This is a genomic window from Streptomyces sp. MUM 2J (genome assembly GCF_022414535.1).
Lineage (GTDB): Bacteria > Actinomycetota > Actinomycetes > Streptomycetales > Streptomycetaceae > Streptomyces.
The window spans coordinates 28,175-48,504 of the sequence record NZ_JADWYM010000036.1 but is presented as its reverse complement, the minus strand read 5'-3'; the positions used below and the strand labels follow the sequence as shown (position 1 = coordinate 48,504).

15 protein-coding genes are annotated in these 20,330 nt (G+C 69.3%); 11 read left to right on the top strand and 4 right to left on the bottom strand.

The features are described from left to right. Positions 1-55 precede the first annotated feature (55 nt). Complete coding sequence (locus tag I3F54_RS24545; protein WP_240121076.1) at positions 56-1,180, top strand: glycosyl hydrolase family 18 protein; 1,125 nt, start codon at positions 56-58, stop codon at positions 1,178-1,180. On the opposite strand, the gene I3F54_RS24540 is transcribed toward I3F54_RS24545, so the two are convergent. Genes I3F54_RS24540 through I3F54_RS24525 form a run of 4 tightly spaced genes read right to left on the bottom strand, consistent with a single transcriptional unit; the run spans position 1,172 to position 5,023 of the window. Next, positions 1,172-1,945, bottom strand: a complete 774-nt coding sequence (locus tag I3F54_RS24540) for a succinate dehydrogenase/fumarate reductase iron-sulfur subunit (RefSeq protein ID WP_240121074.1) — start codon at positions 1,943-1,945, stop codon at positions 1,172-1,174. The genes I3F54_RS24545 and I3F54_RS24540 overlap by 9 nt on opposite strands. Positions 1,946-1,964: 19 nt before the next feature. Further along, on the bottom strand, positions 1,965-3,881 hold the full coding sequence (locus I3F54_RS24535; protein ID WP_240121072.1) for a fumarate reductase/succinate dehydrogenase flavoprotein subunit: 1,917 nt from the start codon (positions 3,879-3,881) through the stop codon (positions 1,965-1,967). 17 nt (positions 3,882-3,898) lie between these two features. Then, entirely contained in the window at positions 3,899-4,717 is an 819-nt protein-coding gene (locus I3F54_RS24530; RefSeq protein WP_240121071.1) for a hypothetical protein, read from the bottom strand. An 18-nt stretch (positions 4,718-4,735) separates the two neighbouring features. Continuing rightward, positions 4,736-5,023 (bottom strand): hypothetical protein, encoded by a 288-nt coding sequence (locus tag I3F54_RS24525; RefSeq protein ID WP_240121069.1) that lies wholly within the window; start codon positions 5,021-5,023, stop codon positions 4,736-4,738. Positions 5,024-5,318: 295 nt separating this feature from the next. Between I3F54_RS24525 and I3F54_RS24520 the strand changes: the two genes are divergently transcribed. The 10 genes from I3F54_RS24520 to I3F54_RS24475 all read left to right on the top strand — a co-directional run bounded on the left by I3F54_RS24520 (position 5,319) and on the right by I3F54_RS24475 (position 20,322). Then, positions 5,319-7,625, top strand: a complete 2,307-nt coding sequence (locus I3F54_RS24520) for an ABC transporter family substrate-binding protein (RefSeq protein WP_240121067.1) — start codon at positions 5,319-5,321, stop codon at positions 7,623-7,625. 142 nt (positions 7,626-7,767) lie between these two features. Next, positions 7,768-9,684, top strand: a complete 1,917-nt coding sequence (gene typA / locus I3F54_RS24515) for a translational GTPase TypA (protein ID WP_240121065.1) — start codon at positions 7,768-7,770, stop codon at positions 9,682-9,684. Between the two features lie 381 nt (positions 9,685-10,065). Continuing rightward, a complete protein-coding gene (locus I3F54_RS24510) occupies positions 10,066-11,085 on the top strand; it encodes an ABC transporter permease (protein ID WP_240121063.1) in 1,020 nt (339 codons plus the stop codon). A gap of 101 nt (positions 11,086-11,186) precedes the next feature. Then, entirely contained in the window at positions 11,187-12,992 is a 1,806-nt protein-coding gene (locus tag I3F54_RS24505) for an ABC transporter substrate-binding protein (protein ID WP_240121061.1), read from the top strand. 99 nt (positions 12,993-13,091) lie between these two features. Beyond that, positions 13,092-14,069: an ABC transporter permease gene (locus I3F54_RS24500; RefSeq protein ID WP_240121059.1), complete on the top strand. Its 978-nt coding sequence runs from the start codon at positions 13,092-13,094 to the stop codon at positions 14,067-14,069. A gap of 15 nt (positions 14,070-14,084) precedes the next feature. Beyond that, entirely contained in the window at positions 14,085-15,146 is a 1,062-nt protein-coding gene (locus tag I3F54_RS24495; RefSeq protein WP_240121058.1) for an ABC transporter ATP-binding protein, read from the top strand. A 13-nt stretch (positions 15,147-15,159) separates the two neighbouring features. Beyond that, on the top strand, positions 15,160-16,284 hold the full coding sequence (locus I3F54_RS24490) for a dipeptide ABC transporter ATP-binding protein (protein ID WP_240121056.1): 1,125 nt from the start codon (positions 15,160-15,162) through the stop codon (positions 16,282-16,284). A gap of 509 nt (positions 16,285-16,793) precedes the next feature. Continuing rightward, positions 16,794-18,419 (top strand): ABC transporter substrate-binding protein, encoded by a 1,626-nt coding sequence (locus I3F54_RS24485; protein WP_240121055.1) that lies wholly within the window; start codon positions 16,794-16,796, stop codon positions 18,417-18,419. 6 nt (positions 18,420-18,425) lie between these two features. Further along, on the top strand, positions 18,426-19,349 hold the full coding sequence (locus I3F54_RS24480; RefSeq protein ID WP_240121053.1) for an ABC transporter permease: 924 nt from the start codon (positions 18,426-18,428) through the stop codon (positions 19,347-19,349). Then, positions 19,342-20,322, top strand: a complete 981-nt coding sequence (locus I3F54_RS24475) for an ABC transporter permease (RefSeq protein WP_240121051.1) — start codon at positions 19,342-19,344, stop codon at positions 20,320-20,322. The genes I3F54_RS24480 and I3F54_RS24475 overlap by 8 nt, the downstream gene beginning before the upstream one ends. Positions 20,323-20,330 lie beyond the last annotated feature (8 nt).

The window sequence follows — 20,330 nt, the reverse complement described above, 5'->3', positions numbered from 1 at the left end:
GCGCAGGAGGGGCGGGCCGCCGGGGAAGCCGGGAAGCGAGACGGGGGACGTGGGGATGGAGCAGACAGTGCCGGCCGGTACCGGCAGGGACGGTGAGGAGGCCCCGACGGCCGTGCAGCAGCCGTCCGCCCCCCGGAGGGGCAGGCGCTGGACCCGCTGGGCCCGGCGGGCCGCCCTCGCGCTCGTCCTCGTCCTGCTGCTACCCGTGCTCGCGACCCAGGTCGCCCTGCGCCTGAACTACCGGGGGGACCCGGCCGACGGCACCCTCACCCGCGGCCGCGACGCGATCTGGCTGGGACACGCCTGGGTGGACGGACGCAAGGGCGACGCCGACGTCGCCGCCCTCGCCCGCCGCCTGGAGAGCACCGGCATCCACGATCTGTACGTCCACGCCGGCCCGCTGGAGCACGACGGCACCCTGCCGCGATCGGCCTTTGCGGGGGCGTCCGGGCTCGTCGCGTCCGTGCACCGCGCGCTGCCCGGCGTCCGGGTGCAGGCCTGGCTGGGGGACGTGCTGGCCCCGGAGGAACCGGAAGGGATGCACCTGGAACGGGCGGCGACGCGGGCGGCCGTGCTCCGTTCCACCCGTGAGGTCCTCGACGCCGGTTTCGACGGTGTCCACTTCGACCTGGAGCCGCTGCACTCGGGAGACCGGAACTACCTCTCCCTGCTGGACGCGCTGCACCGCGAGACCGCCGCCCGGCACGTCGTCCTGTCCGTCGCCGCGCACCAGATCGACCCGCTGCCCGGACTGCACGCGGCCGCCGGTGCGCTCTTCCACCACCCCAAGTGGTGGTCGCAGGCGTTCTTCGGGCAGGTGGCACGCCGCGTCGACCAGATCGCGGTGATGTCGTACGACACCATGCAGCAGTGGGAGAGCACCTACGGCGGCTACGTCGCCGAGCAGACGTCGCTCGCCCTGGAGGCCACCCCACCCACCACCGACCTGCTGATGGGCCTGCCCTTCTTCACCGACGACACCTTCGGCCACCGCGGCTCGGCGGAGACCGTCCCCGCCGCCGTCCGCGGTGTCCGCCTGGGGCTGTCCCGCACCGACGCCGACCGCGCCCGCTTCGGGGTCGCGCTGTACGTCGACTTCGCGGCGACGGAGGCGGACTGGACGGCCTACCGGGAGGACTGGGTGGGGTGGGGAGCGCCCGGCACGGGCCCGCTACGGTGACGACCGCCTCCTGATCCTGGAGCCCAGCCACACCAGCGGGTCGTACTTGCTGTCGACGGCCCGTTCCTTCAGCGGGATGAGCGCGTTGTCCGTGATCCGGATTCCCTCGGGGCAGACCTCCGTGCAGCACTTGGTGACGTTGCAGTGGCCGAGGCCGTGCTCGTCCTGGGCGGTGCGCCCGCGGTCCAGCCCCGACTCCCCGGCGGCGTCCAGCGGGTGCATGTCCAGTTCCGCCACCCTCATCAGGAAGCGCGGTCCCGCGAACGCCGTCTTGTTCTCCTCGTGGTCGCGGACCACGTGGCAGGTGTCCTGGCACAGGAAGCACTCGATGCACTTGCGGAACTCCTGTGAACGGTCCACGTCCCGCTGCGTCATGCGGTACTCGCCGGGCGCGAGCCCGGCGGGCGGCACGAACGCCGGGATCTCCCGCGCCTTGCGGTAGTTGAAGCCGACGTCGGTGACCAGGTCGCGGACGACGGGGAAGGCCCGCAGCGGCGTGACGGTGACCGTCTCCTCGCGGCCGAACACCGACATGCGGGTCATGCACATCAGCCGCGGCCGGCCGTTGACCTCGGCGGAGCACGAACCGCACCTGCCCGCCTTGCAGTTCCAGCGCACGGCCAGGTCCGGCGTCTGGGTCGCCTGGAGACGGTGGACGACGTCGAGGACCACCTCTCCGTCATGGACCTCGACGCGGAACTCCTCCAGGCCGCCCCCTTCCGCGTCACCGCGCCACACCGCGAAACGCGCCTCGTAGCCGCTCATGCGTGCCGCTCCTCGCTGCTCATTCGTACAGCTCCTCGTCGGCCAGGTACTTGACCAGCTCCTCCTTGTCGAAGAGGGCGAGCAGGTCGGGTCGGATGGGGTCGGCGGACTCGTGGACGAGCTCGATCGCACCGCGCGGGGGACCGCCCTCGGCCGGGCCGGCCAGCCGGCACAGCAGAGTGACGGCGCGCCATGCGCGGTCCATCCCCGGACGGTCCTCGCGGGTGTGCCCGCCGCGCGACTCGGTCCGCTCCAGCGCGGCCCGTGCCACGCACTCGCTGACGAGCAGCATGTTCCTGAGGTCCAGGGCCAGGTGCCAGCCCGGGTTGAACTGGCGGTGCCCCTCCACGCCGGCCCGGCGGACCCGGGCGCGCAGCTCGGCCAGCCGGTGCAGGGCCTGCTCCATCTCCTCCTCCCGGCGGATGATGCCGACCAGGTCGTTCATGGTCTGCTGGAGCTCCCGGTGCAGGGCGTACGGGTTCTCCGGCGGTCCTTGTTCCGCCCCGGCGGCTTCGGCGGAGAACGGCCGGAGGGCCTCCGCCGACGCCGCGGCCACCTGCGCGTCGTCCAGGGGCACCTGTTCGGCGCCCGCCGCGTACCCGGCCGCGTGCAGCCCGGCCCTGCGGCCGAACACCAGAAGGTCGGAGAGCGAGTTGCCGCCCAGCCGGTTGGAGCCGTGCATGCCGCCAGCGACCTCACCCGCGGCGAACAGGCCCGGCACGCCGCGTGCCGCCGCGGTGTCGGAGTCGACGGCCACGCCGCCCATCACATAGTGGCAGGTCGGCCCGACCTCCATCGCCTCCGCCGTGATGTCGACGTCCGCCAGCTCCTTGAACTGGTGGTACATCGACGGCAGCCGCCGCCTGACGACCTCGGCCGGCATCCGGGTCGACACGTCGAGGAACACGCCGCCGTGCGGGGACCCGCGGCCCGCCTTCACCTCGGCGTTGATGGCGCGGGCGACCTCGTCGCGGGGGAGCAGCTCGGGGGGACGCCTGTTGCGGTCCGGGTCGTCGTACCAGCGGTCGGCCTCCTCCTCCGACACGGCGTACTTCTCCCTGAAGACGTCGGGGACGTAGTCGAACATGAACCGCCTGCCGTCGGAGTTCCTGAGCACCCCGCCGTCGCCGCGCACCGACTCGGTGACGAGGATCCCCCTCACCGAGGGCGGCCAGACCATGCCCGTCGGGTGGAACTGCACGAACTCCATGTTCAGCAGCGACGCCCCGGCGAGCAGGGCCAGCGCATGGCCGTCGCCGGTGTACTCCCACGAGTTGGAGGTGACCTGGAAGGACTTTCCGATACCCCCGGTGGCGATCACGACGGCGGGCGCCCGGAGGACGAGGAAGCGCCCGCTCTCCCGCTCGTAGGCGAAGACGCCCGAGACGCGGCCGCCGTTCTTCAGGATCCGGGTGACCGTGCACTCCTGGAACACCTTCAGACGCGACTCGTGGTCGCCGGTCTCCCGGTGGTCCTGCTGCTGCAGCGCCACGATCCGCTGCTGGAGGGTGCGGATCAGCTCCAGACCGGTGCGGTCCCCCACGTGTGCCAGGCGCGGGTACTCGTGGCCCCCGAAGTTGCGCTGGCTGATCCGGCCGTCCTCGGTGCGGTCGAACAGCGCGCCCCAGGTCTCCAGTTCCCACACCCGCTCGGGCGCCTCCCGTGCGTGCAGTTCGGCCATCCGCCACTGGTTGAGGAACTTGCCGCCGCGCAGGGTGTCGCGGAAGTGGACCTGCCAGGTGTCGTGCTCGTTGGCGTTCGCCATCGCCGCGGCGATGCCGCCCTCGGCCATCACCGTGTGCGCCTTGCCGAACAGCGACTTGCAGACGACCGCCGTACGGGCACCCCGTTCGCGTGCCTCGATCGCGGCACGCAGCCCCGCCCCGCCGGCGCCGACGACCACGACGTCCCACTGCTGCCGTTCCACCGCTGCCATCACATGCCCCACTCCCGCTAGAAGAAGCGTGGATCGTCGAAGACGCCGGACGCGACGAGATAGACGTAGAAGTCGGCGAGGGCCACGCTCAGCAGCGAGGCCCAGGCCAGCAGCATGTGCCGGGCGTTGAGCCGGCCCACGATGCGCCACATCCGGTAGCGCACCGGATGCCGGGAGAAGTGCCGGAGCTTGCCACCGACGATGTGCCGGCAGGAGTGGCAGGAGAGGGTGTACGCCCAGATCAGCGCGATGTTGACGAGGAAGACCAGGGTGCCCAGGCCCATGTGGCCGAAGGCGTGGTTCTCGTCGCGGAAGGCGAGCACCGTGTCGTAGGTGAGGACCCCGGCGACCGGGATCGCCGCGTAGAAGAAGTACCGGTGGACGTTCTGCAGGATCAGCGGGAACCGGGTCTCACCGGTGTACCCGCGATGCGGCTCGGGCACCGCGCAGGCCGGCGGGGACGCCCAGAAGCCCCGGTAGTAGGCCTTGCGGTAGTAGTAGCAGGTCAGGCGGAAGCCGAGGGGGAAGATCAGGATGATGACCGCGGGGGAGATCCCCCACCAGCTGCCGAACAGGTCCGCGTTCGGGCCGTGCGGCATGGTCCGGCAGTTCTCGGCCAGGCAGGGCGAGTAGAACGGCGACACGTACGGTGCCGCGTAGTAGTCGGTGTCGGCGAAGGCCCGCCACGTCGAGTACACGACGAAGGCCAACAGCCCGGCCGCGGTCGCGGCGGGCGCCAGCCACCAGCGGTCGGTGCGCAGGTGAGGGGCGGTGATCGCGGCGCGCGTGGGGCTGTGCACGCCGCGCTGCGGATGCGGTTCCGTACCAGTGGCCACGGTGGACTCCGGTCGGGGTCAGGGTGCGTGCCGGTTGCGGGAGCCGAGACCCTCGTCGTCCGAGTCCTGCCACAGCGAGGTGTCGTACGGCGTGTCGGGGATGGTGACGAGGTCGGGCCGTTGTTCCGGCTCGGCCGGGGCGGCGGCCTGCCGCAGCAGGGCGACGCTCTCGCGCAGATGGTCGGCGTCGGTGCGCACCCGGCGGACCTCCAGTCCGCCGCCGAGCCGCTGCTCCAGCCGTCCCACCGACCGCGTCAGATCGTCGAGGCAGCGCTGCACGGCTGCCAGGTCGTCGTGCACGGACATGACGTGACCTCACTTCCACGGGCCCTGCGGCCCCAGGCGGCAACGGTCATGCGCCTGCGAGTGTTGCGCGTCGTGCCGGCGCTGGGAAGGCACGTGCAGCGATTGGCCGAGGCGCACCGGTGCGGCCCCGGGGAGTTGCGCCGCACGGGTGGGCTTGGCGCCCGCCGCCGCCGTGTCTCCCGGCGTTGAAGGATCCTTTCCTCTTCAGTGGCCGCACAGGTCCGAAAAGATCTGATCAGCTCCATATACCGCCAAACGTGATCACTTCGACCGCGGCTCCCCGGAGGTACCTGAGATGTCACTCGACGGCGTCCATCCGCGCGCGGCACTGCGCTCGGCCGCCTTCCTCACCGCGGGCGCGCTCGCGGTCACCCTGCTCACCGGCTGCAGTGCGGACGACGAGGCCGGCAAGCCCCTGGCCGGGCAGGACATCGCCCCGGCCGCGCGCGCCCAGCTCGCCGACGGCGGCACGCTGCGCTGGGCCGTGGACGCCGTCCCCGACACGCTGAACTCCTTCCAGGCCGACGCCGACGCCACCACCGCCCGCGTCGCCCAGGCCGTCCTGCCGTCGATGTACCGGCTGGACGCCGAGGGGCGCGCCCGGCGCAACGGCGACTACCTGGAGTCCGCCGACGTCGTCGAGACCGAGCCCAAGCAGGTCGTGCTGTACAAGCTGAACCAGCAGGCCGTCTGGAGCGACGGCCGCGAGATCGGTGCCGCCGACTTCGCCGCCCAGTGGCGCGCCCTGTCCGGCAAGGACTCCGCCTACTGGACCGCCCGCAACGCCGGCTACGACCGCATCGAGAAGGTGGAGCGAGGCGCCAACGACCTCCAGGTACGGGTCACCTTCCGCCGCCCCTACGCCGACTGGCGGTCGCTGTTCTCGCCGCTGTACCCCAAGGACGTCATGGGCACCCCGGACTCCTTCAACGACGGCGCGCGGCGCACCCTGAAGGTCACCGCCGGTCCCTTCAAGGTCAAGACGGTCGACCGCAAGAAGAAGGACGTCGTCCTGGTCCGCAACCCGCGCTGGTGGGGCAGGCCGGCCAAGCTGGACGAGATCGTGCTGCACGCCGTGCCGCGCGACAAGCGGGCCGCCGCGCTGGCCGACGGGACCGTCGACCTCGCCGAGATCGACACCGCCGACGTCCGCACCATCACCGGCGCCGCCCGGGGCAACGCGGGCCCCCTCCGGGACAGCGACAAGGCCGCGTCGGCGAAGGCCCTGCGCACCTGGGCGGCGGCGCACGGTTTCGACGAGGACGCCGACGAGGCCGAGCTGCGCAAGGAGTTCGCCGCGTGGCAGAAGCAGCAGCAGGCGCTGCGCGGCTTCGAGGTGCGCAAGTCCTTCGAACTCGCCTACACCCAGCTCGCCCTCAACGGCGCCGGCGGCCCGCTCGCCGACGAGCGGGTGCGCCGGGCCGTCGCCCGCGCCCTGGACCGCCGCGAGCTGGCCGAGCTGGTGCTCAAGCCGCTCGGTCTGCCGGCCGTCCCGGTCGGCAGTCACCTGGCGCTGTCCGGTCAGGATGCCTACGCCGACAACAGCGGCGCCCTCGGCGACCAGGACACAGCCGAGGCGCAGGCCCTCCTCGCCGACGCGGGCTGGGTGCGCGGGGGCCCGGTCACGGAGGAGAAGAAGACCGAGAAGGCCGCGGGCGGCGAGGGGAAGAAGGCCGACGCGACGAAGGAGCAGGAGAAGGACGAGGGGGCGGAAGAAAAGACAGAAAAGGGAGAAAAAGCGGACAAGAGTGAAAAGGATAGTAAGGAAGAAAAGGAGGGGAAGGGGAAAAAGGGGAGCGACGACGCGGAATCCGAGGGTGACGACGACGGCACCTACATCGTCGGCGAGGACGACAAACCGTCCGCCAGGACCGCGCGGGAGCAGATGTCCCTCGGCCGGAGCGGCGAGGGCGGCGGCCGGCACCTCGCGCAGGACGGCGTCCAGTACGCCGACAGGCCCCACCTGCCCGGCGCGGTCCCGGGCGCGTACGCCCCGAAGGGCACGGCCGCCCCGGCGGGCGCCGCGGCCCGGCCGCTGGCCAAGGACGGCAAGGCGCTGACGCTGCGCTTCGTCGTCCCCTCCGGCTCCGGCTCGGAGACGTTGCGCACGGTCGCCGACCGGATCGCCCGGATGCTGGACAAGGTGGGCATCGGCACCGAGATCACCAAGGTGGCCGAGGACGGCTACTTCAAGGACCACATCGCCAACGGTCAGTACGACCTCGCTCTGTACTCCTGGCCCGCGTCGGCCTTCCCGGCCACCGACGCCCGCCCCATCTACGCCAAGCCCGTCCCGGCCGCCGACGGATCGCTGACCGTCGAGCAGAACTACACCCGCGTCGGCACCGACCAGGTCGACCAGCTCTTCGACCAGGCCATCGGCACGCTCGACCGGGACAAGGCACGGTCCCTGATCCGCAAGGCCGACTCCCGCATCTGGGCCGCGGCCGGTTCGATCCCGCTCTTCCAGCGCCCCCAGCTGACGGCGGCCCGCGCGGACCTGGCCAACGCCGGCGCCTTCGGCTTCGCGACCCCGGTCTACGAGGACATCGGCTTCCTGAAGAAGAGCGGCAAGCCGTCGGCGAGCCCGTCGCGGAGCTGAGGCGGCCCCGTGGCCCTGCGGGGGCCTCCCGCCGCAGGGCCACGTACTATGGGGTGAGGCCGTGGCATGTCAAGCCCGGCAGGGCCCGTGTACCTCGGACGTACGCCCAGGCCTTCCTCACACTCCGGGAGTAAGCCGCACTATGGCTGTGACTGCAACGCGTCACGACATCCGCAACGTGGCCATCGTCGCCCACGTCGACCACGGCAAGACGACGATCGTCGACGGCATGCTGAAGCAGGCCGGTGCCTTCGCCGCCCACCAGCTCGACCAGGTCGACGACCGCGTCATGGACTCGAACGACCTGGAGCGCGAGAAGGGCATCACGATCCTCGCCAAGAACACGGCGGTCAAGTACCACCCGAAGGACGGCGGGGACCCGATCACGATCAATATCATCGACACGCCCGGCCACGCCGACTTCGGCGGTGAGGTCGAGCGCGGCCTGTCGATGGTGGACGGCGTCGTGCTGCTCGTCGACGCCTCCGAGGGCCCGCTGCCGCAGACCCGCTTCGTGCTCCGCAAGGCGCTCCAGGCCCGGCTGCCGATCATCCTGTGCATCAACAAGACGGACCGGCCCGACGCCCGGATCGACGAGGTCGTCAACGAGGCCTACGACCTCTTCCTCGACCTGGACGCCGACGAGGACCAGATCGAGTTCCCGATCGTCTACGCGTGCGGCCGGGACGGCATCGCCTCGCTGACCAAGCCGGAGGACGGCACCGTCCCCGCGGACTCCACCAGCCTGGAGCCGTTCTTCTCCACGATCCTGGAGCACATCCCGGCCCCCACGTACGACGAGGAGGCACCGCTCCAGGCGCACGTCACCAACCTGGACGCCGACAACTTCCTCGGCCGTATCGCGCTGCTGCGCGTCCACCAGGGCGAGCTGAAGAAGGGGCAGACGGTCGCGTGGATGAAGCGCGACGGCACCGTGCAGAACGTCCGCATCTCCGAGTTGATGATGACCGAGGCGCTCACCCGCAAGCCCGCCGAGAAGGCCGGGCCGGGCGACATCTGCGCCGTCGCGGGCATCCCCGACATCATGATCGGCGAGACGCTGGCCGACCCGGAGAGCCCGGTCGCACTGCCGCTGATCACGGTCGACGAGCCCGCGATCTCCATGACCATCGGCACCAACACCTCCCCGCTGGTCGGCCGCGGCGGCACCGGCAAGGGCGCCGACAACAAGGCGGTCGTGAAGGACCGCAAGGTCACCGCCCGCCAGGTGAAGGACCGGCTGGACCGCGAGCTGATCGGCAACGTGTCGCTGCGTGTCCTGGATACCGAGCGCCCGGACGCCTGGGAGGTGCAGGGCCGCGGTGAGCTGGCGCTGGCCATCCTGGTCGAGCAGATGCGCCGCGAGGGCTTCGAACTGACCATCGGCAAGCCCCAGGTGGTCACCCGTGAGGTCGACGGCAAGGTGCACGAGCCCGTCGAGCGCATGACCATCGACGTGCCCGAGGAGCACATGGGCGCCGTCACCCAGCTCATGGGCGTCCGCAAGGGCCGTATGGACAACATGTCCAACCACGGCTCGGGCTGGGTCCGTATGGAGTTCGTGGTGCCCTCGCGCGGTCTGATCGGATTCCGGACGGAGTTCCTCACCCAGACCCGCGGCACGGGCATCGCCCACTCCATCCACGAGGGCCACGAGCCCTGGTTCGGCACGCTCCAGACGCGCAACAACGGCTCGCTGGTCGCCGACCGCTCCGGCGCCGTCACGGCGTTCGCGATGACAAATCTCCAGGAGCGTGGCGTGCTCTTCACCGAGCCCGGCACCGAGGTGTACGAGGGCATGATCGTCGGCGAGAACTCCCGCTCCGACGACATGGACGTCAACATCACCAAGGAGAAGAAGCTGACCAACATGCGGTCGTCCACGGCCGACGTGGCCGAGTCGATCGTACCGCCGCGCAAGCTGTCGCTGGAGCAGTCCCTGGAGTTCTGCCGCGACGACGAGTGCGTCGAGGTCACGCCCGAGGCCGTTCGCATTCGCAAGGTGAATCTGGACGCCCGCGAGCGCGCCCGGGCCGCCAGCCGCGCCAAGCACGGCTGAGCCGGCCTTCGCGGGGCCACCCGCGGGGCGTCGCGAGAAGGCCCGGCCCTCCGCCCGGAGGGCCGGGCCTTCGGGCTGTGCGCAGGCGCGAGGGCTCTCCGCAACCCTGTCCGGTTATCGGTGTCGACACACTCAGGTTTCGGACATGTAAACGGAAATGCGCACCTTTGCGTCCGATTTGACTGTTTGGTGTCTCGGCAGTCAAGCGCGCGCAGGTGTCAATCTTTGCAATTTTTCCTCAAAATATGGACGGTAGGGAGATCCCTATGCCTTCCACCCTTGACTCGCGTTGAACACGTTGGCGAAAGTTCCCCCAAACCACAGAACCTGCCGGTATCTGTGCTGCGCTCAACTCTCCAACCCCCCGGGGGAAGAACACACATGACCAGTCCAGTCGCCTTGGACCCTGAGCTCGAGTCGGCCCCCGAGCCTGCGAAGGATGAGCAGAAGCTCGCGGGGCGCTCTCCCGGCCAGTTGATGTGGCAGCGCTTCAAGCGGGACCGTACCGGTGTCATCTGTGCCTGGGTAGTGGTTTTCTACTTCGTCGTCTCCCTGTGCGCGCCGCTGCTGACGAAGCTCAGCGGCACGAACCCGTACACGCTGTACGGTCAGGACCCGACGTTCGCCGACAAGCCGGTGCTGGACGAGTTCGGCCTGCCGCTCGGCTACCTGGGCGGTGTGTCCGGCGACCACTGGTTCGGTGTCGAACCGCAGTACGGCCGCGACCTGTTCGCCATGCTGGTGTACGGCATGCGGACCTCGCTCTGGATGGCGGTCGGCATCACTACCCTGGTGATGGCCACGGGCGTCATCATCGGTCTGGTCGGCGGCTACTTCGGCGGCCGCACGGACTACTGGATCGGCCGGGTCACCGACTTCTTCCTCTCCTTCCCGCAACAGCTGTTCTTCATCGCCTTCATGCCGGTGGTGACCGCGTTCTTCGTGGACCCGCGGGAGGAGACGCCCACCTACTTCCGGGCCCTCGCGATGCTGATCGTGCTGTGGCTGCTGGGCTGGATGGGCATGGCCCGCCTGGTGCGGTCGACCGTACTGTCGCTGCGTGAGCGGGAGTTCGTCGAGGCCGCCAAGGTCTCCGGCGCCTCGCCCTGGCGTATCGTCCGCAAGGAGATCCTGCCGAACGTGGTGACGCCGATCCTGGTGCAGTTCACGTTCCAGCTGCCCAGCACCATCCTCACCATCGCGTTCCTCTCCTTCGCCGGCGTCGGCTTCGTCGAGCCGACCCCCGACTGGGGACGGCTGTTCGCGGCCGGTGCGCACTACGCCGAGCAGGACCCGGCCTTCATGTTCTTCCCGGGTCTCGCCCTGGTGATCTTCGTTCTGTGCTTCAACCTCCTCGGAGACTCCGTACGGGACGCCTTCGACCCCAAGTCCGGGCGATAAATCGTCCATTGGTGGGGGGTGGCTGCCACCCCCGCACGGCCGGCCGGCCGGCGCCTGGCAGTACTCATGGATAACAACCGACAGGTAGGTGGATTCGCCACATGATGTCTCATCGCTCACGCACGGCTCGCGCCGTCGTGGTCGCCCTCGCGGCCGGCTCCCTCGCCCTCACCGCGTGCTCCAAGAACGAGGGCGGCAAGTCCAGCTCGGACTCGAAGAAGGACCAGAAGCAGGCTGCCACGCAGTCCCAGGCGGTGGCGTACATCGACGCCGCGGGCTCCACCGGCCCTGCCGAGGATGTTCCCGGTGCCAAGTCCGGCGGCACGATCCAGGTCTACCAGGAGTCGGGCCTGTCCCACCTCGACCCGGGCCAGATCTACGTCTCCGACGCCGGTCAGATCGCCAACCTGCTCTTCCGCCGCCTGACGCAGTTCCAGGAGGACGACAAGGGCAACGTCTCGGTCGCCGGTGACCTCGCCACCGACTCCGGCCAGTCCTCGGACGGCGGCAAGACCTGGACGTTCAAGCTGAAGGACGGCGTCAAGGACCAGAACGGCAACGCCATCACCTCGGCCGACGTCCGTCACAGCGTCGAGCGCCTGTACGCGAAGTTCATCTTCGACGGCCCGACGTACCTGCAGACCTGGCTCGCCGGCGACGCCAACTCCGCCGACTACCGCAAGCAGCTGCCCGGCGGCGGCTTCGACGGCAAGCACCTGCCGGCCTCGGTCCTGGACACCCCGGACGCCAAGACCGTCATCTTCCACTTCGACAAGCCGCGCCCGGACCTGCCGCAGACGCTGGCCATGGCCGGTTACGCCATCGTCCCGGAGAAGGCGGACACCAAGGAGAAGTACGACAAGACCCCGGTCGCCACCGGCCCGTACAAGATTGCCGAGTACAAGGTCGGCAAGGTCATGAAGCTCGTCAAGAACACGAACTGGGACCCGAAGACCGACTCGGTCCGTCACCAGTACGTGGACGGCTTCAACTTCCAGTTCGGTGTCACCGGCTCGACCCAGACCAAGCGTCTGATCGCCGACCAGGGCGACAACAAGAACGCCATCCAGTTCACCGGCAGCGTCGAGGCCACGCAGATCCAGGACGTCGTCGGCAACCCGGAGATCAGCAAGCGCACGATCAAGGGCTACCAGCCCTACGTCATGCAGCTGGACTTCAACCTGGACCGGGTGAAGGACAAGAAGGTCCGCCAGGCCGTCACCTACGCCGTCAACTCCAAGTCGCTCATCGCCGGTGAGGGCGGTGCCTACGGCGGCGACGTGGCCCCGAACTACTTCGCCCCGACCCTGCCGGGCTACGAGGCCACCTACGACCCGTACGGCCGCCTCAAGACGCCGCAGGGCAACATCGAGAAGGCCAAGGAGATCCTCAAGGACGTCCCGGCCGCCGAGAAGAAGCTCGTCTTCGCCTACTCCAACAGCGAGGCCGGCCAGAAGCGCAAGGTCGCCATCGAGGACGCCCTGACCAAGGTCGGCATCGACGTGGTGGCCAAGGAGATCGACTCCGCGAGCTACTACGAGCAGATCGGCAAGCTCAACAACCCGTACGACATCTACATCAGCGGCTGGGGCCAGGACTGGCCGTCGGCCAGCACGGTGATCACGCCGGTCTACGACCCGAGCCAGGTCTTCGACGGTTCCGCGAACTACGCGCACGTCAAGGACCCGAAGGTCGACGCCCTGATCAAGAAGGCCATCACGCAGGAGCCGGCCGAGGCCGCGGCCACCTGGAAGGAGGCCCAGCACTACCTGCTGGAGGAGGTCGTCCCGGCCGCTCCGCTGTGGTACACCAAGCAGCTCCAGCTGTTCGGTTCGAACATCGGCGGCGCCCGGTACAGCTCGGTGTCGAGCTACATCGACGTGAACCGTCTGTACCTGAAGTCGTAACGCTCCAGGACTGAAAGCGGGAGCCCGCACCAGGCGGCGCGGGCTCCCGCTTCCGAGCGAAACCTTTCCACCGTCTCCGCAGAGAGCAGCCAGTCCGCCATGCTTCAGTTCATCATCCGGCGCACACTTGGTGCCGTCGTCACGCTCTTCCTCATCGGAGCGGCGACGTTCTTCCTGTTCGTTGCCGCGCCCTCCGACTACGCCTCCCTGGCCTGCGGCAAGGACTGCTCGCCTCAGAGACTGGCGGACATCCGGGAGGCCCTGGGGCTCAACCTGCCCGTCGCCCAGCAGTTCTGGGACTTCATGACGGGCATCTTCATGGGACGCGACTTCCCCACCGGGCACTGCTCCGCGCCGTGCCTCGGCCAGTCGTTCTACTCGGGTGAGATGGTGTGGAACACCATCATGGACCGCTTCCCGCTGACCCTCACCCTCACCATCGGCGGCTCGATCGTCTTCCTCGTCGTCGGCATCGGCGCGGGCATGGTCGCGGCCTTCCGGCGCGGCTCCTTCGTGGACAAGTTCGCCACCGGCGCGTCCATGGTGCTCAGTTCGTTCCAGATCTACTTCCTCGGGCCGATCGCCCTCGTCGTCCTCGTGTACAGCACGGGCCTGATGGAGGACCCCAAGTACGTCCCCATCACCGAGGACCCGTTCGGCTGGTTCGTCGGCATGTCCATCCCGGTGTGCGTGATGGCCACGATCTTCACCGCGCAGTACACCCGTATGGCGCGCTCCTCCATGATCGAGCAGCTGGCCGAGGAGCACGTGCGTACCGCGCGCGCCAAGGGCATGTCGAAGAAGTACGTCTTCTTCCGCTACGCGTGGCGAGGCTCGCTGATCCCGATCGTGACGGTCTTCGGTATCGACTTCAGCGCCATGCTCGGCGGCGCCGTGGTCACCGAGCTGACCTTCTCCCTGCAGGGCATCGGCCGACTCGCGGTGAACGGCGCCACGACCAAGGACCTGCCGCTGACGATGGGCGTGATGCTGGTCGGTGCCTTCTTCATCCTGATCGTCAACATCCTCACCGACATCGCGTACGCCTTCATCGACCCGCGCGTCCGGCTCTCCTAGGAAGAACGAACCACCGTGACCACACTGACCAAGACCGAGGACGCATCCGCCCCGACCGGGCCGGAGAGCTTCCTGTCGGTTCGCGATCTGAAGGTGACGTTCTCCACCGAGGACGGCCCCGTGAAGGCGGTCGACGGCCTCTCCTTCGACGTCCAGCGCGGCAAGACCCTCGGTATCGTGGGCGAGTCCGGCTCGGGCAAGTCGGTCACCAACCTCACGATCCTCGGTCTGCACTCCCCGCGGAGTACCACCGTCGACGGTGAGATCGTGATGGACGGCAAGGAGCTGATCACCGCCAGCGAGAAGGAGCTGGAACAGCTCCGCGGCAACAAGATGGCGATGATCTTCCAGGACCCGCTGACGGCGCTGTCGCCGTTCTACACGGTGGGCCGGCAGCTGTCCGAGCCGTTCATGAAGCACCGCGGCGCCTCCCGGAAGGAGGCGAAGGACCGCGCGATCGAGATGCTCACCAAGGTCGGCATCCCGCAGCCCAAGACACGCTTCGACGACTACCCGCACCAGTTCTCCGGCGGTATGCGCCAGCGCGCGATGATCGCCATGGCGCTGATGTGCGACCCCGACCTGCTGATCGCCGACGAGCCGACCACCGCGCTCGACGTGACCGTGCAGGCGCAGATCCTGGACCTGCTCAAGGACCTCCAGCAGGAGTTCGGCTCCGCGATCATCTTCATCACCCACGACCTCGGCGTCATCTCCCAGATGGCCGACGACCTGCTGGTGATGTACGCGGGCCGGGCCGTGGAGCGCGGCTCCGCGCGCGAGGTGATGAGCACGCCGAAGCACCCCTACACCTGGGGTCTGCTGAGCTCCATGCCCCGGCTGGACAGCAAGCTCGACGAGGCGCTGGAGCCGATCCCCGGCTCCCCGCCGTCGCTGCTGACCCCGCCCGACGGCTGCCGCTTCCACCCGCGCTGCGCCTACAAGGACCAGGTCCCCGGCAACCAGTGCTCGACCACCCGCCCCCCGCTGGGCGAGGGCCGGGCCTCCGCGTGCCACCTGACGGCGGAGCAGAAGCAGACCATCTTCATCGACAAGATCCAGCCCCGGCTGCGCTAGGGAGATCCGAGACATGAGCGACAACCTCACCCTCCCCGCACAGCAGGGCCCGGCCGACACCACGACCCCGGAGACCCTGCTGGAGGTCGAGGGACTGACCAAGCACTTCCCGATCTACGGCGGCTTCCCGATCAAGCGGAGGGTCGGCGCGGTCCAGGCGGTCGACGGCGTGGACCTCACGGTCGGCGTCGGCGAGAGCGTGGGTCTGGTCGGCGAGTCCGGCTGCGGCAAGTCGACCACCGGCCGGCTCATCACCAGGCTCCTGGAGCCGACCGCCGGCAAGATCACCTACGCCGGTCAGGACATCACGCACGCCTCACGCAAGCAGCTGGCGCCGGTGCGGTCCGAGATCCAGATGATCTTCCAGGACCCGTACTCCTCGCTGAACCCGCGGCAGACCGTCGGCTCGATCATCAAGGCGCCGATGGAGGTCAACGACATCGAGCCCGCGGGCGGCCGGGAGAAGAAGGTCCGGGAGCTGCTGGAGCTGGTCGGCCTCAACCCCGAGCACTTCAACCGCTTCCCGCACGAGTTCTCCGGCGGCCAGCGCCAGCGCATCGGCGTGGCCCGTGCGCTGGCACTGGAGCCGAAGCTCATCGTGGCGGACGAGCCCGTCTCCGCGCTGGACGTGTCCATCCAGGCGCAGGTCGTGAACCTGCTCCAGGAGGTCCAGCGGGAACTGGGCATCGCGTTCCTGTTCATCGCCCACGACCTGGCCGTCGTGCGGCACTTCTCGCAGCGCGTCGCGGTGATGTACCTCGGCAAGGTGGTCGAGGTCGGCGACCGCGACTCGATCTACAACCAACCGCGCCACCCCTACACGCACGCCCTGCTGTCGGCGGTACCCGAGATCGACCTCGAGGGCGAGGGCGACGGCCGGGAGCGCATCCGCCTGACCGGTGACGTCCCGTCGCCGATCTCGCCGCCGTCCGGTTGCCGTTTCCGCACCCGCTGCTGGAAGGCGCAGGACAAGTGCGCCACGGAGGAACCGCCGCTCGTCAGGCTCTCCGGAAGCCGGGACGGCCACATGACCGCGTGCCACTTCCCGGAGGAGCCCACACTCCAGGGCCGCGCGCAGGACGTCGTGATGGACCCGGCGCTGAAGGCGCTGGAGGGCGACGGGGCCGGCAAGGACTGACGCGCCGGAGGGTACGGGTACGCGGCCGACGCGCCGTTGTCCCCGCGCCCCTCCGCGCGTCGGGGGAAGGCCCGAGCCGTACCCTGCGCCTGCGGGCGTGCTCCGCGCCGGGGCCCGGGAGCCCCGGCGTGCCCGGGGCGGCGGCCGGGGTCCCGCCGCCGCACGCCCGCCCCGACCCGGCCCGTGGACTCGCCGCTCGTCCCGGCCGGGGCCCCGCGCGCCCGGTACGGTACGGCGCCGCCCCGCCCGGGCGCCGTGCCGTACCGGACGCCGGATCCCGGGGGCCCGCCCCCGTCAGCAGGACCGAAGGCCCGCGCCGACCGGCGCGGGCCTTCGCCGTGCCGGGACGCCCCCACCGCCCGTCCGGTGCCGCCGTTCCTCCGAAGGGCGGAACGCGATGTGCATTTTGCTCCTCCTGTGTCGATATTGGCCGATAAGGCCGATCAGGGATCAGCGTTCCGGCGCTGCCCGCACAGCGCACATCCTGCGCGTCAAAGAGGAGGCACTCCATGCGCGGAGCCACGCACGCCAAATGGGCCGCTTGCGCAGCGTCCGTAGTCCTTGTGGCGACGGCCTGCGGGGGAGGCGGCAGTGGCAGCGACAGCAGTGCGGTGCTCAGCGCCTCCTGGGGCGATCCGCAGAACCCGCTGGAGCCGGCCAACACCAACGAGGTACAGGGCGGCAAGGTCCTCGACATGATCTTCCGGGGGCTGAAGCGCTACGACCCGGAGACCGGCGAGGCGCAGAACATGCTCGCCGAGAGCATCGACACCTCCGACTCGCAGACCTTCACGATCAAGGTCAAGGACGGCTGGACCTTCAGCGACGGCGAGAAGGTGACGGCGAAGTCCTTCGTCGACGCCTGGAACTACGGCGCCAGTCTGAAGAACAACCAGAAGAACGCCTACTTCTTCGGCTACATCCAGGGTTACGACCAGGTGCACCCCGAGGACGGCAGCGCCCAGACGGCCGACACGCTCTCCGGCCTGACGGTCGTCGACGACACGACCTTCACCGTCAAGCTCACGCAGAAGTTCTCGACGTTCCCCGACACCCTCGGCTACGTCGCGTTCGCGCCCCTGCCCCAGTCGTTCTTCGACGACCACAGCGCCTGGCTGAGCAAGCCGGTCGGCAACGGGCCCTACACGATCCAGTCGTACTCCAAGGGCTCGCAGATGCAGCTCACGAAGTGGGACGGCTACCCCGGCGACGACAAGGCGCAGAACGGCGGTGTGACCCTGAAGGTCTACACGGACAACAACACCGCCTACACGGACCTGCTGGCCGGCAACCTGGACCTCGTCGACGACATCCCCGCCGCCCAGCTGAAGAACGTCCAGAGCGACCTCGGCGACCGCTACCTCAACACCCCGGCCGGCATCATCCAGACCCTCGCGTTCCCGTTCTACGACAAGGACTGGGACACGGCCGGCGCGCAGAAGGTCCGGACGGGCATGTCGATGGCCATCAACCGCCAGCAGATCACCGACACGATCTTCCAGAAGACCCGCACCCCGGCCACCGACTGGACCTCGCCGGTGCTGGGCAAGGACGGCGGCTTCCAGGAAGGTCTGTGCGGCGACGCCTGCACGTACAACCCGAGCGAGGCCAAGAAGCTCATCGAGGAGGGCGGTGGTCTGCCCGGCGGGCAGATCAAGATCTCGTACAACGCCGACACCGGCTCCCACAAGCAGTGGGTCGACGCCGTCTGCAACTCCATCAACAACGCCCTGGGCAACAACAAGGCGTGCGTGGGCAACCCCATCGGCACCTTCGCCGACTTCCGCAACCAGATCAGCGACCGGAAGATGACCGGCCCCTTCCGCGCCGGCTGGCAGATGGACTACCCGCTGATCCAGAACTTCCTGCAGCCGCTGTACTACACCAACGCCTCCTCCAACGACGGCAAGTGGTCCAACCAGCAGTTCGACAAGCTCGTCGACGAGGCCAACGCCGAGACCGACACCACCAAGGCCGTCCAGACCTTCCAGCAGGCCGAGGAGGTCGTCCGGGACAACATGGCGGCCATCCCGCTCTGGTACCAGAACGGCAGCGCCGGCTTCTCGGAGCGGCTGTCCGACGTCAAGCTCAACCCCTTCTCCGTCCCGGTCTACAACGAGATCAAGGTGGGCTGACGCGCCATGGGGCGCTATGTCGTCCGGCGGCTGCTCCAGATGATCCCGGTGTTCATCGGGGCCACGCTGCTGATCTTCCTGATGGTGAACGTGATGGGCGACCCCATCGCGGGGCTGTGCGGTGACCGGCAGTGCGACCCGGCCACCGCCGCCCAGCTCAAGAAGGAGTTCGGCCTCGACAAGCCCGTGTGGCAGCAGTACCTCACCTACATGGGGAACGTCTTCACCGGCGACTTCGGGACGGCGTTCAACGGCCAGCCGGTGACCGAGCTGATGGCGTCCGCGTTCCCCGTGACCATCCGGCTCACCATCGTCGCGATCCTCTTCGAGATCGTCATCGGCATCACCCTCGGCGTCATCACGGGCCTGCACCGGGGCCGGCCCGTCGACACCGGGGTCCTCCTCGCCACCCTCGTCGTCATCTCCGTGCCCACCTTCGTCACCGGTCTGCTGCTGCAGCTCCTGCTCGGCGTCCAATGGGGCTGGATCAAACCGTCGGTGTCGCCGGAGGCCCCCTTCAACGAGCTGATCGTGCCCGGACTGGTGCTGGCCTCCGTCTCCCTCGCCTACGTCACCCGGCTGACCCGCACCTCCATCGCCGAGAACAAACGCGCCGACTACGTCCGCACCGCCGTCGCCAAGGGACTGCCCCGCCACCGGGTCGTCACCCGGCACCTGCTGCGCAACTCCCTCATCCCGGTGGTCACCTTCATCGGCACCGACATCGGCGCGCTGATGGGCGGCGCGATCGTCACCGAGCGCATCTTCAACATCCACGGCGTCGGCTACCAGCTCTACCAGGGCATCCTCCGGCAGAACACCCAGACCGTGGTCGGCTTCGTGACGGTCCTCGTCCTGGTCTTCCTGGTGGCGAACCTGCTCGTGGACCTCCTGTACGCCGTACTCGACCCGAGGATCCGCTATGCCTGAGCAGCCGTACGACCAGGAGGGGGCCATCGCGGGCACCGGCGCCGGGGGAGCCATGGACCTCGGTGCCAGCGAGGCGGAGACGCTGGAGAAGACCCCGTACGGGCCGGAGGGGACCGGCCCGGCCGGCAAACCCCGCAGCCTGTGGTCGGACGCCTGGCGCGACCTGCGCCGCAACCCGGTGTTCATCATCTCCGGGCTGATCATCCTGTTCCTGGTCTTCATCTCCCTGTGGCCCTCGGCGATCACCTGGGAGAGCCCCCTGCGGTGCGACCTCGCCAAGGCCCAGGAGGGCTCCCAGCCCGGGCACCCGTTCGGCTTCGACGGGCAGGGCTGCGACGTGTACACCCGCACCGTCTACGGCGCCCGCACCTCCGTCGCCGTCGGCGTCCTCGCCACCCTCGGCGTCGGCCTGTTCGGCTCGGTCCTCGGCGGCCTGGCCGGGTTCTTCGGCGGCGGGTGGGACTCCCTCCTGTCCCGCCTCACGGACGTCTTCTTCGCGATCCCGGTCGTCCTCGGAGGCCTGGTCCTGCTGTCGGTGGTCACCAGCAACACCATCTGGCCGGTCATCGGGTTCATGGTCCTGCTCGGCTGGCCGCAGATCTCCCGCATCGCCCGAGGCTCGGTGATCACCGCCAAGCAGAACGACTACGTCCACGCCGCCAGGGCCCTGGGCGCCGGCCACTCCCGCATCCTGCTGCGCCACATCACGCCCAACGCGGTCGCCCCGGTGATCGTCGTCGCCACCATCGCCCTCGGCACCTACATCGCCCTGGAGGCGACCCTGTCCTACCTCGGCGTCGGTCTCAAGCCCCCCAGCGTGTCCTGGGGCATCGACATCTCCGCGGCCTCGCCCTACGTCCGCAACGCCCCGCACGCGCTGCTGTGGCCGTCCGGTGCCCTGGCGGTCACCGTACTGGCGTTCATCATGCTCGGCGACGCGGTGCGCGACGCCCTCGACCCGAAGCTGAGGTGACCTGAGCG